The organism is Sodalis sp. RH21, from assembly GCF_047324175.1.
Classification (GTDB): Bacteria; Pseudomonadota; Gammaproteobacteria; order Enterobacterales; family Enterobacteriaceae; genus Acerihabitans.
On the sequence record NZ_CP178732.1, the window covers coordinates 5,361,263 to 5,378,531 of the forward strand.

11 protein-coding genes are annotated in these 17,269 nt (G+C 58.8%); 9 read left to right on the plus strand and 2 right to left on the minus strand.

Going from position 1 to position 17,269, the window contains the following annotated elements; all coding sequences use genetic code 11:
* Positions 1-7 precede the first annotated feature (7 nt).
* Entirely contained in the window at positions 8-745 is a 738-nt protein-coding gene (locus ACL2XP_RS24805; protein WP_331121349.1) for a proteasome-type protease, read from the plus strand.
* On the opposite strand, the gene ACL2XP_RS24810 is transcribed toward ACL2XP_RS24805, so the two are convergent.
* Complete coding sequence (locus tag ACL2XP_RS24810; RefSeq protein WP_413736063.1) at positions 732-2,075, minus strand: hypothetical protein; 1,344 nt, start codon at positions 2,073-2,075, stop codon at positions 732-734. The genes ACL2XP_RS24805 and ACL2XP_RS24810 overlap by 14 nt on opposite strands.
* 99 nt (positions 2,076-2,174) lie before the next feature.
* Positions 2,175-4,889, minus strand: coding sequence for a magnesium-translocating P-type ATPase (gene mgtA, locus ACL2XP_RS24815; protein WP_413739285.1), 2,715 nt, complete (start codon positions 4,887-4,889; stop codon positions 2,175-2,177).
* A gap of 474 nt (positions 4,890-5,363) precedes the next feature.
* Between mgtA and ACL2XP_RS24820 the strand changes: the two genes are divergently transcribed.
* From ACL2XP_RS24820 to ACL2XP_RS24855, 8 genes are all read left to right on the plus strand, one after another.
* The gene (locus ACL2XP_RS24820) at positions 5,364-7,019 is read left to right on the plus strand and encodes an alpha,alpha-phosphotrehalase (RefSeq protein WP_413736065.1); all 1,656 of its coding nucleotides are present in this window, start codon (positions 5,364-5,366) and stop codon (positions 7,017-7,019) included.
* A gap of 404 nt (positions 7,020-7,423) precedes the next feature.
* Positions 7,424-9,562: an anaerobic ribonucleoside-triphosphate reductase gene (nrdD, locus tag ACL2XP_RS24825; protein WP_413736067.1), complete on the plus strand. Its 2,139-nt coding sequence runs from the start codon at positions 7,424-7,426 to the stop codon at positions 9,560-9,562.
* 7 nt (positions 9,563-9,569) lie between these two features.
* The gene (gene nrdG / locus ACL2XP_RS24830) at positions 9,570-10,034 is read left to right on the plus strand and encodes an anaerobic ribonucleoside-triphosphate reductase-activating protein (RefSeq protein ID WP_413736069.1); all 465 of its coding nucleotides are present in this window, start codon (positions 9,570-9,572) and stop codon (positions 10,032-10,034) included.
* A 268-nt stretch (positions 10,035-10,302) separates the two neighbouring features.
* A complete protein-coding gene (locus tag ACL2XP_RS24835; RefSeq protein ID WP_413736071.1) occupies positions 10,303-10,662 on the plus strand; it encodes a hypothetical protein in 360 nt (119 codons plus the stop codon).
* Between the two features lie 76 nt (positions 10,663-10,738).
* A complete protein-coding gene (locus tag ACL2XP_RS24840; RefSeq protein WP_413736073.1) occupies positions 10,739-11,113 on the plus strand; it encodes a copper-binding protein in 375 nt (124 codons plus the stop codon).
* Between the two features lie 86 nt (positions 11,114-11,199).
* The gene (locus ACL2XP_RS24845) at positions 11,200-12,375 is read left to right on the plus strand and encodes a TolC family protein (RefSeq protein WP_413736075.1); all 1,176 of its coding nucleotides are present in this window, start codon (positions 11,200-11,202) and stop codon (positions 12,373-12,375) included.
* Positions 12,372-14,012, plus strand: coding sequence for an efflux RND transporter periplasmic adaptor subunit (locus ACL2XP_RS24850; RefSeq protein WP_413736077.1), 1,641 nt, complete (start codon positions 12,372-12,374; stop codon positions 14,010-14,012). The genes ACL2XP_RS24845 and ACL2XP_RS24850 overlap by 4 nt, the downstream gene beginning before the upstream one ends.
* Positions 14,009-17,128 carry an efflux RND transporter permease subunit gene (locus ACL2XP_RS24855; protein WP_413736079.1) on the plus strand — a complete coding sequence of 1,040 codons (3,120 nt, stop codon included), beginning with the start codon at positions 14,009-14,011 and terminating at the stop codon, positions 17,126-17,128. The genes ACL2XP_RS24850 and ACL2XP_RS24855 overlap by 4 nt, the downstream gene beginning before the upstream one ends.
* Positions 17,129-17,269 lie beyond the last annotated feature (141 nt).

The following is a 17,269-nucleotide window of genomic DNA, read 5'->3' on the forward strand; positions in this document are numbered from 1 at the left end:
TCAGCGTATGACCTACTGCGTGGCGATGCGCCTGGCGGACGGCCTGGTTTTCGCGTCCGACTCCCGCACCAATGCCGGTGTGGATCATATTTCGACCTTTCGCAAGCTGCACGTCCTGCATCAGGATAGCGAGCGCACGCTGGTGCTGCAAAGCGCCGGCAACCTGGCGACCACGCAGAGCATCATTAATCTGCTGCGCCTGCGCGCCAAGGACCCGGAGCGGCCGAACCTGCTCACCGTGCCCACCCTGTTCGATGCCGCCAGCCTGGTTGGCGAAACGGTGCGGGAAGTGATTTTCCGCGACAGCAGCGCGCAGCAAAGCGGCAGCAGCACCGATTTTAGTTGCAGCATCCTGCTCGGGGGGCAGATTGCGGGGGAAGGGCCGCGGCTGTTCCATATTTATCCGGAGGGCAACTTTATCGAGGCCACGGAAGATACGCCGTATTTCCAGATTGGCGAAAGCAAATACGGTAAGCCCATTATCGATCGGGTGCTGACCTTCGACACCTCGCTGGAACAGGCCATGAGCTGCGCGCTGATCTCCATTGATTCCACCCTGCGCAGCAATTTGTCCGTCGGCCTGCCGCTGGATGTGATGATTTATCGGCGCGACAGTTTTGCCAGCGACGAGCAGTACCGCATTACCGAACAGCATCCCTATTACGCCACTATCCGCAAAGCCTGGGCCGAAGGGCTGTTGAACACGTTTTTGAAGTTGCCGCCGCTACAGCTCAAAGAGAACTAGGGCCCGCCCCGGCCGGCCGGGCCAGGGCGCGAATATAATCCGTGGCAAGCATGGAGCTGATTTTATGGTTAAAGCACGCATTGGCCGCTTTAAACTGCGCCGAAGCGAACAGTTCGGGCGGCCCTTGGTTTAATTTGAAATAAATCTCGTTAGTGCTATATATCATGCCTATATATTTAGTCCGCATATAATTTTCCAGCTCGGGGCGGCCAGTTCGCCTGGCCTGCCTGATTAGCGCCTTGACCAAGGGGGTTTTCCAGATCTGCATATCATAATAAGGCACCTCCCCTTTAAGGGATAAAAACTCGCTCAACGATTGATCGCCGCTCATGATGCCCGACCGGCTTAACGCGATAAAATCATGGAACAGGTTATTGGGCAGCATGTCGCAAAAAACAATATTAATCCTCTTCTTGCCGCTGCCCTGGACCGTGATTAAAGGGCTGAGGCGGTTTTCGTCGGGAGCGCAGAGCATCATTTTGACCCGGCCAAAATAGGTGTTGTAGTTGAAATTATCATCCGCCGGCTCCAGCAGCACATTCTCCATGGCCGCCGGCAGCCTGCCCATACAGCTATCCAGTTCCCGTACCACCAGGATATAGTTCATATCCGCCTCGTCCTGGGCATTCTCGATCAGGGTATTGACCACAAAGGTCTGCATGGCCGTAACCGGCGTTTCGGAACTGATGTAACCAATAAAATAATGGCTGCTTCGGTCCAGGGTCAGATTGAGGCTATCAAACAGCAGCTCAAGCTCATGCCTGCATCGTTGCTTAATATCATTTATGGCGGCGTTATCCAGCGGTAAATAACCAATAGCGGCATCGCTGAAACCGAGCCGGTAAAACTGAACCTGCCTGAAGCCTATATCCCTCAGGGAATTGACGTAATGCGCCGGGGTTTGCAATAAGGCCACATTGCTGTCCATTTCGTCGATTAGTGCGATATCTTCGGTGGGAAAATCATATTGATCCGCAATGGATTTTATCAATTGATTCATTATTTGAGGGGGCATGATGCTGACGGGGGAAACCAAAAACAGCGGGTTATGCAGCACCGCGAGATCCTGATATCCCTTGCGCGCCGGGAATCGGCAGAACGTCTCCTGAATGCAATCAAAAGACAGGATGCTGACCCGGCATCCTTCTTTGGCGAGGATAAATGAAATTTTATCGGCTAATACGCGATCGCCGTTTCCTGAGCAAAAAGGATTGAGCAATACGATGTCGCGCCCGTTAAAAGCGGCGGGGATAAACTGCCCAGGATAGCTGGCTGCGGGGGCCTCGGCGACGCTGATATCGTATGGAACGCTGTAGGAGTGAATTTTCATCCAGTTAATCGCTGCAAAATTGAAGCTCTCTGGTTAATGAATAAATGCGGCTGGGCGGGGAAGGTGTATGACGTCCCTCCCCCGCTTGCGGTATATGCGTTATTGCCAGCCGTAACGCCTGGCATACCAGCCTTTCATGGCCTGCACCAGCCCCATATAACCGGCCAGGATCACCGCCAGCCACGGAAAATAGCCGGCCGGCAGCGATTGCAGGTGTAAAAACCCGGCCACCGGCGTAAAGGTCATGCCGATAACCAGCACCATTACCGTCAGGGTGGTAATCCCCAAAGGCCATGACGGGCGGCTTTGCAAAAACGGTATTTTGCGGGTGCGCAGCATATGGACAATCAGGGTCTGCGACAGCACGCCCACCACGAACCAGCCGGTCTGGAATAATGTCTGCTGGTCGATGGTATTGGCTTTGAACACCCACCACATCAGGCAAAATGTCAGAATATCGAATATCGAACTAATCGGTCCGAAAAACACCATGAAGCGTCCCAAATCCCCGCTGCGCCAGCGCTGCGGCTGGCGCAGCTGATCCTCATCCACCTTATCGAACGGAATAGCGATCTGTGAAATATCATAAATCAGGTTTTGTACCAATAAATGCAGCGGCAACATGGGCAGAAAGGGCAAAAAAGCGCTGGCCACCAGCACGCTGAACACATTGCCGAAATTGGAACTGGCGGTCATGCGGATATATTTCATCATATTCACAAAGGTGCGGCGTCCTTCGACCACCCCTTTTTCCAGCACCATCAGGCTTTTTTCCAGCAGAATGATATCCGCCGCTTCCTTGGCGATATCCACCGCCGAGTCCACCGAAATACCGATGTCGGCTGCGCGCAGGGCGGGGGCGTCATTGATGCCGTCGCCCATGAAGCCCACCACGTGCCCCGCGCGGCGCAGCACCCCCACGATGCGCGCCTTTTGCAGAGGGGTGAGTTTGGCGAATACCGTGGTTTCGCGGGCGGCATGGACCAGCTCGGCGTCGCTCAGGGGTTCGATATCCTCGCCCGTAAGGACCCGGCTGACCGACAGGCCCACCTCTTTGCAGACTTTGGCCGCCACCCGTTCGTTGTCGCCGGTCAGGATCTTGACCGTGACCCCATGTTTGGCCAACGCTTCCAGCGCAGGGGCGGCGCTCTCTTTCGGCGGGTCGAGGAAAGCGATATACCCTTCGAGAATCAAATCCGACTCATCCCGCCGGCTGAAATCGGTACGATCCCGGGCCATGGCGCGGCTGGCCACCGCCACCACCCGCAGGCCCTGGCGGGTCAGTTCGCCGGTCACCGCGCCGATACGCGCCATCAGCTCGGCGGTGAGCGGCATGATGTCATCATCGTGGCGCACCCTGGCGCAAACCCCCAGCATTTCTTCCAGCGCCCCTTTGCAAATCAGTTGGGGAATCCCCTGCTCATCGGCCACGATTACCGACATGCGCCGGCGCTCGAAATCAAAAGGGATCTCATCGATTTTGCGCCAATCGGGCTGGGCCAGGCCGGGGCGCTGGTCGCTTACGCTGGCCAGTACCGCCGTATCCAGCAAATTCTTTAATCCGGTCTGGTGATAGCTGTTAAGCCAGGCGCTCTGCAATACCCGATCGCTGGGGGAGCCAAACACGTCGGTATGGCATTCCAGCACGATTTTGTCCTGGGTCAGGGTGCCGGTCTTATCGGTGCACAGAATATCCATGGCGCCGAAATTCTGTATGGCGTCCAGCCGTTTGACGATCACCTGCTGGCGCGAGAGCTGCACCGCCCCTTTCGCCAGCGAAGAGGTGACAATCATCGGCAGCATTTCCGGGGTCAGCCCGACGGCCACCGACAGCGAGAACAGCGCCGCTTCCCACCAGTCCCCTTTGGTGAAACCATTGACCAGCAGCACCACCGGCGTCATGACCAGCATAAAACGAATCAGCAGCCAGCTTACCCGGCTGATCCCCAGCTGGAAGGCATTGGGCGGCGCCGATCGCTGCGTGGAATGGCCGGCCAGCTGGCCGAACCAGGTATTGTCGCCGGTACCGATAACGATGGCCCGGGCCGTGCCGCTAATGACATTGGTCCCCATGAAACACAGGTTGGCGCACTCCAGCGGGGAAGTGGCGGGGTCCGACAAAGGCCGGGCGTTTTTTTCCACAGGCAGCGCTTCGCCGGTTAAGGCCGCCTGGCCGATAAACAGATCCCTGGCCTGCAAAATCCGCACATCAGCCGGGATCATATCGCCCGCGGCTAATTTGACCAGATCGCCGGGCACCAGCAGATCGATGGCGATCTCCCGCCAGGCGCCGTTATCGCTCGCCCCGTCGCTGCGCAATACCGTGGCCGTATTGCCCACCATCTTTTTTAGCGCATCAGCGGCCTTGTTGGATCGCGATTCCTGTACAAAATAGAGCAGCGTGGCAATCATCACCATGATGGCGATGACCGCCGCGGCAATACTGTCGTCGGTGCCATAAGAGACGATACCCAATACCGTTAACAGGATATTGAACGGGTTGCGATAACATAACCATAAATGCCGCCACCAGGGCAGCGGCTGCTCGCGGGCGATGCTATTGAGGCCGAACCGCTGGCGCGCCGCCTCGGCCGCCGGTTCGCCAAGACCCAGCCGGCTGCTGGCAAAACGCGCATAGAGTTCGGGCCCGTCGGCCCGGGCGCAGGCCATGCAGCTTTGGGCCAGGGCCGCCGGTACGCGGCGGTTATCGCTTTTATTGAGTCCGTCCAGCATGACGTCGCGTTGGAACAAACGTCGGGGGAGATGACGATAAAGCCGGGTGAACAGGTGCCGGGAAATGATGTTGAACATGATGCTGTATTCCTTGCCCCGCCGGGACGCAATGCGCCGGGTAAAGACAAAAGTTTAAGCAGCAGAAGAATTATGCTTCTGCCTACCGTTTATCAGCCGGTAAGCAGACACGAAAAATCGGGGCGGGTTACCGGCTGGGCGAATGACAATCAGGATTCGGTGCGGGGTCCATACAGGTGAAACACCTCCGGTTAAATACGGGAAACAGGTTATAGCCGGCAAATCCGGCCGCCAGATGACGAAAATGCTGTCCCTGGCGTAGCAACTTCTTTAGGGTGGTAAGCTGAAGGCTATATGACTTAACTGCGGACTATACGGTCAAAAACATCAACGCTAAATAAACAACATGTGTTTTGTGCGTTTAAAAACCACAGGGTCCGGCTAAGGATGACACCAGGGAGAACGGCACATCATCGATCATAGCGAAACAGGCGGCGCCCCGGCCGTTGGATACCGGCAGCGTAACGGGCGGTTATCATGACCTCCTCCTGGTGGCGCAGCGGGGTGATATACCAGATTTACCCAAAAAGCTTCCAGGACAGCACCGGCAATGGCTTCGGCGATTTGGCCGGCATTACCCGGCGTCTGGATTATTTGCATACGCTCGGGGTGGACGCTCTGTGGCTGACGCCGATTTTTGTTTCCCCCCAGGTGGATAGCGGCTACGACATCGCCGATTATTATGCTATCGATCCCGCCTACGGCACGATGGCGGACTTCGATGCGCTGGTGGAGGCCGCCCATCGGCGGGGCATGCGCATCGTGATGGATATGGTACTCAACCACAGCTCCACCTCGCATCCCTGGTTTATCGCCTCCCAGGACCCCGGCAGCCCCTATCGCCCGTTTTATTTCTGGCGCGACGGCAAGGGTTCCGGCCCGCCCAATAACTGGGTGTCCAAATTTGGCGGCAGCGCCTGGCATCAACCGACCCCCGGCGGGCAATATTATTTGCATCTTTATTCCCGCGAACAGGCCGACCTGAACTGGGCGCATCCGCCGCTGCGCGCCGAACTGAAAAATATCTGCCGGTTCTGGGCCGACCGCGGCGTGGACGGACTGCGCCTGGATGTGATTAATGTGATTGCCAAGCATCCCCGGCTGCCCGACGCGCCAATGGGCGACGGCCGGCCTTATTATACCGATCGGGCCCAGGTAGAAGAGTACCTGCGGGAGATGAACCGGGAGATATTTGCGCCGCTGGGGCTGATGACCGTGGGGGAAATGTCGTCCACTTCTCTGGCTAAATGCCGGCGCTACGCCAACCTTAACGGCGAGCAGCTCTCGATGGCGGCCCATTTTCATCATCTCAAGGTGGATTATCCCAACGGCGAAAAATGGTCGTTGGCCGCCCCGGACTATGTTTTGCTCAAGCAGATTTTTAACCGCTGGCAGCGGGGTATGCATAACCGGGCCTGGAATACGCTGTTTTGGTGTAACCACGATCAGCCGCGCATCGTTTCCCGCTTTGGCGACGAGGGCGAACTGCGGGTCGTATCGGCCAAAATGCTGGCCATGGCGCTGCACGGCATGCAGGGAACGCCGTTTATTTATCAGGGCGAGGAGCTGGGCATGACCGACCCCGGTTTTACCGCCATCGATCAATACCGGGACGTGGAAAGCCTGAATATGTACCACGGCGGCGTAGCGCAGGGAAGCGATGCCGGGCAGTTGCTCAAAATCCTGGCCGCCCGCTCGCGGGACAACAGCCGTACGCCCATGCAGTGGGATGCCGGCAAGCACGCGGGGTTCACCACCGGCACCCCCTGGATCGACGGCTGCAAAAATGCCGATCGCATCAATGCGCAGGCCGCCCTGGCGGATAGCGATTCGGTATTTTATTGCTATCAGCAGCTTATCTCCCTGCGCAAGTCATTGCCGGTGCTGGCCGAAGGGGATTACCGCGATTTATGCCCCGAACACCCTGCGCTTTGGCATTACCAGCGAACCCTGGGCCGCCAGCGCCTCATGGTACTGGCGAATTTGAGTCGCCAGCCCCAGGCGTGGCAACCGGCCAAGGCGTATGCCGGCCCCTGGCGTCGCCTGATGGGCAATTATCCCGACGATATTTCCCCGGTTCCCCGGGCGTTGACGCTGCGTCCCTATGAAGCGGTTTATTGGCTGCGCGGGTAACCGCGGCGGGACAACCATCGCCATTATACGGCGGCGCCCGCATACACTACCGGCGGAAAAATTGCCGGTGAAATCGCAATAAATATTTTTTTGCGGCATTTACCGGCCGCCCGGAAATTTAATGATTTATTTTCAGTAGCATAAATCAAGTCTTGCCGTTTTTTGCTTAAAAACCACGCTGTACAACACTTCGACCGGGTATGTTTTTTATTGAGCAAGGTCAAGTTTAGTTACATTCTCCTGGCTCATACTCTATATCTAGTGGCATAGTTAATTTTAACAAACTAGATATAGTGGTTGCCTTCTCTACCGGTAGCAACGCACGGTTAACGTCCCAAGCGCGGCGTAGCCTGAAGACCATCGGCGGCGGAAGCAACCCATAACCCGCATACAGGAGTCGCATCGTGAAACCGGTAGTGATCAAACGAGACGGTTGTCAGGTTAATTTCGATGAAGAACGGATTTATCAAGCCATCCTCCATGCCGCGCAAGCCGCCGGCGTCGAGGACGACGATTACTGTGCCACCGTCGCCGCCCTGGTGGGCCAGCAGATGAATTCGCGCTCCCATGTGGATATTCGCGATATCCAGGATGCCGTGGAAAACCAGCTGATGGCCGGTCCGCATAAAACCCTGGCCCGTTTGTATATTGAATACCGTCACGATCGCGATGTCGCCCGCGAGCAGCGCGGCCGCCTGAACCAGGAGATCCGCGGCCTGGTCGAACAGAGCAATATGGCGCTGCTCAATGAAAACGCCAATAAAGACAGCAAGGTCATCCCCACCCAGCGCGATCTGCTGGCCGGCATCGTCGCCAAGCACTATGCGCGGCAGCACATCCTGCCGCGCGACGTGGTGCTGGCCCATGAACGGGGCGAAATCCACTATCACGACCTGGATTACGCGCCGTTTTTCCCGATGTTCAACTGTATGTTGATCGATCTGGAGGGCATGCTGACCAAAGGGTTTAAAATGGGCAACGCGGAAATCGAGCCGCCCCGGTCGATTTCCACCGCCACCGCGGTCACCGCGCAGATCATCGCCCAGGTCGCCAGCCATATCTACGGCGGCACCACCATTAATCGTATCGATGAAATCCTGGCTCCTTACGTGGCCGCCAGCTACGACAAGCACCGCAATACCGCCACGCAGTGGAAAATTCCCGATCCCGAAGGCTACGCCCTGTCGCGCACGGAAAAAGAGTGCTACGACGCCTTCCAGTCGCTGGAATATGAAGTCAATACCCTGCATACCGCCAATGGGCAGACGCCGTTTGTCACCTTTGGTTTCGGCCTGGGCACCAGCCACGAGTCGCGCCTGATCCAACAGTCGATCCTGCGCAACCGTATTGCCGGCCTCGGTAAAAATCGCAAGACCGCCGTGTTCCCGAAACTGGTGTTCGCCATCCGCGACGGCCTGAATCATAAATTCAGCGATCCGAACTACGATATCAAGCAACTGGCGTTGGAATGCGCCAGCAAACGCATGTACCCCGATATCCTTAATTACGATCAGGTCGTAAAAGTAACCGGTTCGTTCAAGACCCCGATGGGTTGCCGCAGCTTCCTCGGCGTTTACGAAGAAAACGGCAAGCAGATCCACGATGGGCGCAACAACCTCGGCGTTATCAGCCTGAACCTGCCGCGTATCGCCCTGGAGGCCAAACGGGACGAAGCGCGTTTCTGGGAATTGCTGGACGAGCGCCTGGTACTGGCGAAAAAAGCGCTGATGACCCGCATCGCCCGTCTTGACGGCGTCAAGGCCCGGGTAGCGCCGATTCTGTATATGGAAGGCGCCTGCGGCGTGCGGTTAAAAGCCGACGATGATGTCGCCGAGATTTTCAAACATGGCCGGGCGTCGATTTCGCTGGGTTATATCGGCGTGCATGAAACCATCAATGCCCTGTTCGGCAGCCAGACCCATGTATTTGATGACCAGCAACTGCGTGACAAAGCCGTGGCCATCGTCGCCCATTTAAAAGCGGCCACCGATCGCTGGAAAGACGAAACCGGCTACGGTTTCAGCCTCTACAGTACCCCGAGCGAAAACCTGTGCGACCGTTTCTGCCGCCTGGACGCCGCCGAATTCGGCATCGTCGCGGGTGTCACCGACAAGGGCTATTACACCAATAGTTTCCATTTGGATGTGGAAAAACAGGTCAATCCCTACGATAAGCTGGATTTCGAGTCCCCCTATCCTCCGGTCTCCAACGGCGGGTTTATCTGCTACGGGGAATACCCCAATTTACAGCACAACCTGAAAGCGCTGGAAGATGTCTGGGATTATAGCTACACCCGGGTTCCTTATTACGGCACCAATACGCCGATTGACGAATGCTACGAATGCGGCTTCACCGGCGAGTTCTCCTGTACCAGCAAAGGGTTCACCTGCCCTAAATGCGGCAATCACAATCCGGCCAAAGTATCGGTCACCCGCCGGGTATGCGGTTATCTGGGCAGTCCCGACGCGCGTCCGTTTAATGCCGGCAAACAAGAAGAAGTGAAACGGCGGGTCAAACATTTGCCCAGCGGGCAACTGGGTTAATGCCGCGATGAATTACCATCAATACTACCCGGTGGATGTTATCAACGGCCCGGGCACGCGTTGTACGCTGTTCGTGGCCGGCTGCGAGCACCGGTGCCCAGGCTGCTATAACAAAAGTACCTGGCGCCTCAATTCCGGCGTGCCTTTTACGCCGGCAATGGAAAACCGCATTATCAGCGACTTGCAGGACACGCGCATTCCCCGACAGGGTCTGACCCTGTCGGGCGGCGACCCGCTGCATCCGCAGAACCTGTCCGCGGTGCTGCATTTGGTGCAGCGCATACGCGATGAGTGCCCGGGCAAGGATATCTGGGTCTGGACCGGGTATACGCTGGCGGAATTAAGCCCGGCGCAGCAGCAGGTGACGGCATTGATCAATGTGCTGATCGACGGCAAATTCGTGCAGGAGCTGCGCGATCCCGCGCTCATCTGGCGCGGCAGCAGCAATCAGGTAGTGCATCATTTGCGATAAGTGATTCATTATTTGTCAATTACTGCAAATTATTCCGCATGCGGGCCGTTCATCCATCGAAAATTGACATGCATCAATAAGGTATCCCGCCTTTTCGCGTTCACTTAAGCCTGCCAGCGCCGTTTACGCGCCGGCGGTTACCCCGCTGCCCGTCTGGCCGCGGTTTAATCGGCTGCCCGATGTTGATAACCAGGGAATTATATTGTCTTCCGCTTCAGTAACTGAATTCATGGTAAAACTACGCTGCCGCAGGCGGCGGATATTCGCCTTGATTCTTTTAGCCTTTTGGCTGTTGCTGAACGCCCAGCTGGCCCTTGCCAGCCATCAATGCTCAATGCCGATTACCGCCCTGCCGGCGGCTCTTGAACATACCGAGCAGATGCTGCATGGCGATGCCATGCAGTCGCCCGCGCATGCCGCCGCGCCCGGCCTATTGTGCGATAAGCACTGCGTGCCGGACTCCGCGCAAAAAGATACCCAGCACGCTCCCTTTGTCGTCCTGCCCAGCCAAACCGATCTTCTGGTGGCGCAATGGCGGGACGAACCGCGCATCCCGGATGTCGCCTGGCTCACGCCGCCGATTATAGGGCCGCCGGCAGAGATTCAATTCTGCCGGTACCGGTTATAGCACCTGACATAACGCCAATGGTTGCCTCGCACATAGTGTGATGGCAGTGTTTGACTTATGCTCAGGAATTCACTCAATGCGTACATTATTCATTATCATCGTTTCCGCTTTATCCCTCTTCAATTTGCCCGCACAGGCCGACGGCATGGGCGACATGTCCAACATGAACATGTCCGAAATGCATCACGACCACAATATGATGGCGGCATCCGACGTAGCTACCCCTGCGGATTACCACTCCCAAGGCGTGATCAAGCGCTGGGACGCCCAGCGGGTCGCCATCGCCCATCATGCCATTCCCGCCCTGAACTGGCCGCCGATGACCATGACGTTTACCGTGCCCCAGGCGCTCGCCGGCCAGAAACTGGCCGTGGGCACCCAGGTGGATTTCAGTTTCCGCCAGGATGACCAGGGCTACTCGCTCACCGCCATTCATTCCATTCAGCCTTAAGCGAGGATCGTATGTTGATGCCATGCTCCCATCGGGCGTGGTTGGTGCTTATGCTGTTCGTTTCCGCCGCGTCTAGCGCAGCGCAAATGAGTTTGGATGAGGCACTAACCCGGGCCGAACATTATTCAGCGGATCTTTCCGCCAATATCCATCAACGCCAGGCGCTGGAAAACCAGGCCGACTCCGCCACGCAGCTTCCCGACCCGAAGCTGAAATTCGGCATCGATAACCTGCCGGTGGGCGGCAGCAATGCCCGGCGTTTCACCCGCGAAGACATGACCATGCAGCGTATCGGCATCATGCAGGATTATGTCAGCAGCACCAAGCGCGAAAGAAAAGCCAACGCTTTTCGCGCCGAAGCCGCGTCCACCGCAGCCGGTTATCAAAACCTGCGCGCCCGGTTGCAGCGGGATACCGCCCAGGCCTGGCTGGATATGGCCCTGGCCCAGCAGGCCGTGACGGCGGCCCAGCGCCTGCTGGCTGAAAGCGAACGGCAAATTGCGGTGCAGCGCGCCGCGGTGGCCGGCGGCGGCAGCGCCGGCGCGGTACTGGACGGGCGCCTGGTGGTTATCGAGATGCGCGATGCGCTGACCGACGCGCAGCGTGATGTGGCGGTGGCGCAAGCGCGGTTGACCCAGCTTACCGGCATCGGCCAGATCCAGACCGGCGGCCCCATGCCGCGCTTTGATCGCCTGCCGGCGGACCCGGCTACGCTTGCACAGGGGGTTGCGCTGCATCCCGAAGTCTTGCAGGCCAAACGCGAGTCGGAAGTGTCCCAGGCCCGGGCCGCGCAGTCGGAGGTGGCGGCCATTCCGGACGTCGGCGTCGAGGTTTATTACGGCAAACGCGCCGATGGCCTGGACGATATGGCCGGGATCATGTTTACCGTGGATTTGCCTCTATTCCAGTCGCAACGCCAGGATAAAGACCATGCCGCCGACCGGGCGCGCACCTTTGAAGCCAACGATCGCCTGGCGCTGACGGTGCGCGACCATACCGCGCAACTGGACACGCTGGTGGCCCAATACCAGGCCGCGCAGACGCGCTGGCTGCGGCAACGGGACGAGGTGCTGCCGCTGCAAACACAGCGGCTGCAACTGATCCAGGCGCAGTACCGTACCGGCAGCGCATCGCTCGCCGACCTTCTGAATGCCCGCCGCGCGCTGCTGGAAAGCCAGCTTAATGAGAACCGCGCCGCGCGCGAGGTGGCGCAAAACTGGGCCGCCATCCGTTATCTTATCCCGCAGGAGAACAGACTATGAGCCGCATGACCTTCGGCCAAACCACCGGCCGTGTCGTGGCTGCCGTGCTGATAGTGGCCGCCCTGGCGGCCGCCTTCGCCGCCGGCTATTTCTTCCGGCGCCCGGCTCCTTCACCGACGGCTACCGACGCTTCGTCCGCCGATGCCGGCGGGCGCAAGGTGCTGTATTGGTACGATCCGATGTCGCCGGGGCAGCGTTTTGATAAACCAGGCAAATCCCCCTTTATGGATATGCCGCTGACGCCGCGCTACGCCGACGAGGCCCAGGAGGACGGCGGCGTTACCGTCAGCGCCCGCCAGCAGCAGAACCTGGGCGTACGCGTGGCCACGGTGGAACGGCGGATAATGCAGGGGCGCTTCGAGGCGTTCGGCACCGTCAGCATTGACGACCGCGGCATACAAATTATCCCGGCGCGGGCCAACGGCCTGGTGGAAAAGCTGTATGTGCGCGCCGAGCAGCAGCAGGTAAGCAAGAACCAGCCGCTGGCCAGGCTGTGGATACCCGAATGGAGCGCCGCCCAGCAGGAATATTTGGCGGTGCGCCATTTGGGCGACCCGTCGCTGAGCGCCGCGGCGCGGCAGCGGTTGCAACTGCTGTTTATGCCGGAAGAGATTATCCGCGCGATTGAAAAATCCGGCCAGCCGCAAACCCGCATTGAGATTCGCGCGCCCGAGCAGGGATTTATCAGCAAGCTGGATGTACGCGAGGGCAGCCAGGTCGGCGCCTCGCAGGCGATGTTTGAGTTGTCGTCGCTGGACCCGGTGTGGGTAGTGGCGGATTATCCCGAATCGCAGGCCGGCGCGGTTGAACCGGGCAGCGAGATTATCGCCACTACGTCACGCTGGCCCGGAGAAACTTTCCATGGCCGGATTGCGGAGATGTTGCCGGTAGTGGATAACGCCACCCGTACTTACCGGGCGCGCATCGCGCTGGAAAATCACAACGGCCGGTTGCAGCCCGGCATGTACTTAAATGTGCAGTTGGCCCAGGCGGCCAAAGGCGAAAAGGTACTGGCTATGCCGCATGACGCGCTGATCCAGACCGGCAGCCGCAATACCGTACTACTGGCCCAGGGCGACGGGCATTTTACCCCGGTAAACGTTATCGCCGGCCGCGAATTCGGCGATTGGGTCGAAGTGCGCCAGGGGCTGTCCGCCGGCGATCGGGTGGTGACTTCCGGCCAGTTCTTGATCGACTCCGAGGCCAGCCTGCGCAGCGCCCTGCCGCAAATGGCGGGCAGTACGGCGGATGCCGGCGGGACGGCGGCAGATAGCGCCGCCCCCCAACCCGCCGCCGCGGCTGACCCGGCGGCAACCGGCCACGCTGAGCATACCGGCGGCAATAATACCGCACCGGCCATGGATGCCATGCCGGCGAACGGCGCTGCCGCGCCGGCGTCCCGTTCGCCTGAGTATGCCACCGAAGGGGTGATCGATGCGGTTAACGGCAATAGGGTTACGCTATCCCATCACGCCGTGCCCGAGCTCAAATGGCCGCCGATGACCATGGACTTTATTTTGCCCGCCGGCGGTCTGCCTGACGGTCTCGCCGTCGGTTCCCGGGTCATGTTCCATTTTACCCTGGATGACGGCGGCGCGCAGATCACGCAAATGATGCGGATAGGGAGCGCCAAATGATCGCTTTTATCATTCGCTGGTCGCTGCGCAACCGGCTGCTGGTGCTGTTAAGCGCCGTGCTGCTGGCCGCATGGGGTGTTTGGGCCTTGCAGCGTATGCCGGTGGACGCGCTGCCGGATTTGTCCGATGTGCAGGTGATTATCCGCGTCAGTTATCCCGGCAAAGCGCCGCAGGTGGTGGAAGATCAGGTCACCTATCCGTTGACCACCACCATGCTGTCGGTGCCCGGCGCCACGACGGTGCGCGGGTTTTCGATGTTTGGCGACTCGTATGTGTATGTCTTGTTCGAGGACGGCACCGACCCTTATTGGGCCCGTTCCCGGGTGCTGGAGTACCTGAGCCAGGTGCAGTCTACGCTGCCGCCGGACGCCCGGGCCACCCTTGGGCCGGACGCCACCGGGGTCGGCTGGGTTTATGAGTATGCGCTGGTGGATAAAACCGGCCGCCACAGCCTGGCGGATTTGCGCGCCATCCAGGATTGGATGCTGAAGTTCGAGCTAAAAACCGTGCCGAATGTGTCGGAGGTGGCCAGCGTCGGGGGCATGGTGCGCCAGTACCAGATCCTGCTCAAACCGGACCGGCTGCGCGCGCTGAATATTTCCCATCAGCAGGTTATCGATGCGGTAAAACAGGCCAACCAGGAGGGCGGCGGTTCGGTACTGGAAATGAGCGAAGCGGAGTATATGGTGCGCGCCGCGGGTTATCTGAAAACCACGGATGACTTCGAGCATATCGTCATTACCTCCCGCGGCGGCATCCCGGTATTGCTGTCGGATATCGCCAGCATTCGGCTCGGGCCGGAAATGCGGCGCGGCGTGGCGGAACTGAACGGCCAGGGGGAAGTGGCCGGCGGCATCGTGGTTATGCGGTATGGCAAAAACGCCCTGGATACGATTAACGGCGTTAAACAGAAACTCAACGAGATCCGCCGCAGTTTGCCGCCGGGCGTGGAGATCGTGCCGGTATATGACCGATCCAACCTGATCAAGCAGGCGATCGAGACGTTGTCCCATAAACTGCTGGAAGAGTTTATCGTGGTGGCGCTGGTGTGCAGCCTGTTTCTGTTCCATTTCCGTTCGGCTTTGGTGGCGATTATCACCTTGCCTTTGGGCATTCTCGGCGCCTTTATCGTCATGCACTACCAGGGGGTCAATGCCAATATCATGTCCCTGGGCGGCATCGCCATCGCCATCGGCGCCATGGTGGACGCGGCCATCGTGATGATTGAAAACATGCATAAGGTCATGGAAAAGTGGCGCCATGAACATCCCGGCCAGACCCCGGCGGGCGACGATTACTGGCGGATTTCGGCCCAGGCGTCCACCGAAGTCGGGCCGGCGCTGTTTTGTAGCCTGCTGATCATTACCCTCTCTTTCATCCCGGTATTCTCGCTGGAGGCGCAGGAGGGCAAGATGTTCGGTCCGCTGGCCTTCACCAAGACCTATGCCATGGCGATCTCCGCCGGATTGGGGATTACCCTGGTGCCGGTATTGATGGGCTATTTTATCCGCGGCCGCATTCCCGATGAACATGCCAACCCGATCAACCGGGGGTTGATTCGCCTGTACCAACCTTTATTGGATCGGGTTTTAGACTGGCCGAAAACCACCCTGGCCCTGTCGCTGGCGCTGCTGGTGGTCACGTTATTGCCGCTCAGCCGTTTAGGCACCGAATTTATGCCGGCCCTGGACGAAGGGGATCTGCTGTATATGCCCTCTACCCTGCCGGGGATTTCGGCGCGCGAGGCGGCCAGGCTGTTGCAGCAAACCGACCGGTTGATTAAAACCGTGCCGGAAGTGGCCACTGCTTTCGGCAAGGCGGGACGAGCCGATTCCGCCACCGACCCGGCGGCGCTGACCATGCTGGAGACCACCATCCATTTTAAACCCAAGGATCAATGGCGGCCGGGCATGACCACCGACAAACTGGTGCAGGAATTGGACCGGGCGGTGTCGCTGCCGGGGGTGGCCAATGTGTGGGTGCCGCCGATCCGCAACCGGCTGGATATGCTGGCCACCGGCATTAAAAGTCCGGTGGGGATTAAGGTCAACGGCAATAACATCAACCAAATCGAGGAGGTGGCGCAGCAAATCGAGCGGGTGGTGAAAAACGTTCCCGGCGTAACGTCGGCCCTGGCGGAACGGTTAAACGGCGGGCGTTACATCGACATTAATATCGATCGCGTGCGCGCCGCCCGCTACGGCGTATCGGTGAGCGAGTTGCAATCCATCGTGGCGTCGGTGGTGGGCGGCGATAATATCGGTGAAACCATTGAAGGCCGCGAGCGCTACCCCATCAATGTGCGTTATCCGCGCGAACTGCGCGATTCGGTGCAAAAACTGCGCGACCTGCCGGTGGTGACCGCCGCCGGCGCCCAGGTGACGTTGGCGGATTTGGCGGATATCCGCGTCAGCGACGGGCCGCCGATGCTGAAAAGCGAGAATGCCCGCCTGTCTGATTGGATCTATGTGGATTTACGCGGCCGCGATTTAAAATCCGCCGTGCAGGAGATGCAACAGGCGGTGGCGCAGCAGGTAAAATTGCCGGAAGGCGTATCGTTAAGCTGGTCGGGACAATTCGAGTACCTGGAACGCGCCAGCGCCAAACTGAAAATCGTGCTGCCGTTTACCCTGGCGATTATCTTTGTTTTGCTATACGTCACCTTTGGACGGGTGCGGGACGCGCTGCTGATTATGGGTACGCTGCCCTTTGCGCTAATCGGCGGGGTCTGGTTGCTGTACCTGCTCCATTATAACCTGTCGGTGGCCGCGGCGGTGGGGTTTATCGCCCTGGCGGGGGTCGCGGCGGAGTTCGGGGTGATCATGGTGCTTTACCTGAATCATGCCATGGAAAATCACCGTACCGGCCCCGGGCCGTTAACCGAGCAGCAGATGCTGGCGGCGATCCGTGAAGGGGCGGTGTTGCGCGTCAGGCCCAAGGTAATGACGGTGGCCACCATTATGGCGGGGTTGTTGCCCATTATGTGGGGCGGAGGCGTAGGGTCGGAAGTGATGCAGCGGATTGCCGCGCCGATGATTGGCGGCATGGTCAGCGCGCCGCTGCTGTCAATGCTGGTGATCCCGGCGTTATACCGGATATTGCACCGGAAAGGATAAAATAGCGCCGCTCAGACTGCTGACAAACGTGTGCATCAGTTTGAAGTGGGCATGATGGGTAAGAAGGGTAAAGCGTAGCGCGCCAGGGACAAAGACGCCGGGAGCGTCTTTGAACAACGCAGAAGGCGTTGGCCCGCAGGG

Excerpts from the sequence above, each read along its gene's own strand:
- ACL2XP_RS24805 (WP_331121349.1), top strand. The coding sequence starts at position 8 with ATGACCTACTGCGTGGCGATGCGCCTGGCGGACGGCCTGGTTTTCGCG.
- ACL2XP_RS24810 (WP_413736063.1), bottom strand. The coding sequence starts at position 2,075 with ATGAAAATTCACTCCTACAGCGTTCCATACGATATCAGCGTCGCCGAG.
- ACL2XP_RS24820 (WP_413736065.1), top strand. The coding sequence starts at position 5,364 with ATGACCTCCTCCTGGTGGCGCAGCGGGGTGATATACCAGATTTACCCA.
- nrdG (WP_413736069.1), top strand. The coding sequence starts at position 9,570 with ATGAATTACCATCAATACTACCCGGTGGATGTTATCAACGGCCCGGGC.
- ACL2XP_RS24840 (WP_413736073.1), top strand. The coding sequence starts at position 10,739 with ATGCGTACATTATTCATTATCATCGTTTCCGCTTTATCCCTCTTCAAT.
- ACL2XP_RS24845 (WP_413736075.1), top strand. The coding sequence starts at position 11,200 with ATGAGTTTGGATGAGGCACTAACCCGGGCCGAACATTATTCAGCGGAT.
- ACL2XP_RS24850 (WP_413736077.1), top strand. The coding sequence starts at position 12,372 with ATGAGCCGCATGACCTTCGGCCAAACCACCGGCCGTGTCGTGGCTGCC.
- ACL2XP_RS24855 (WP_413736079.1), top strand. The coding sequence starts at position 14,009 with ATGATCGCTTTTATCATTCGCTGGTCGCTGCGCAACCGGCTGCTGGTG.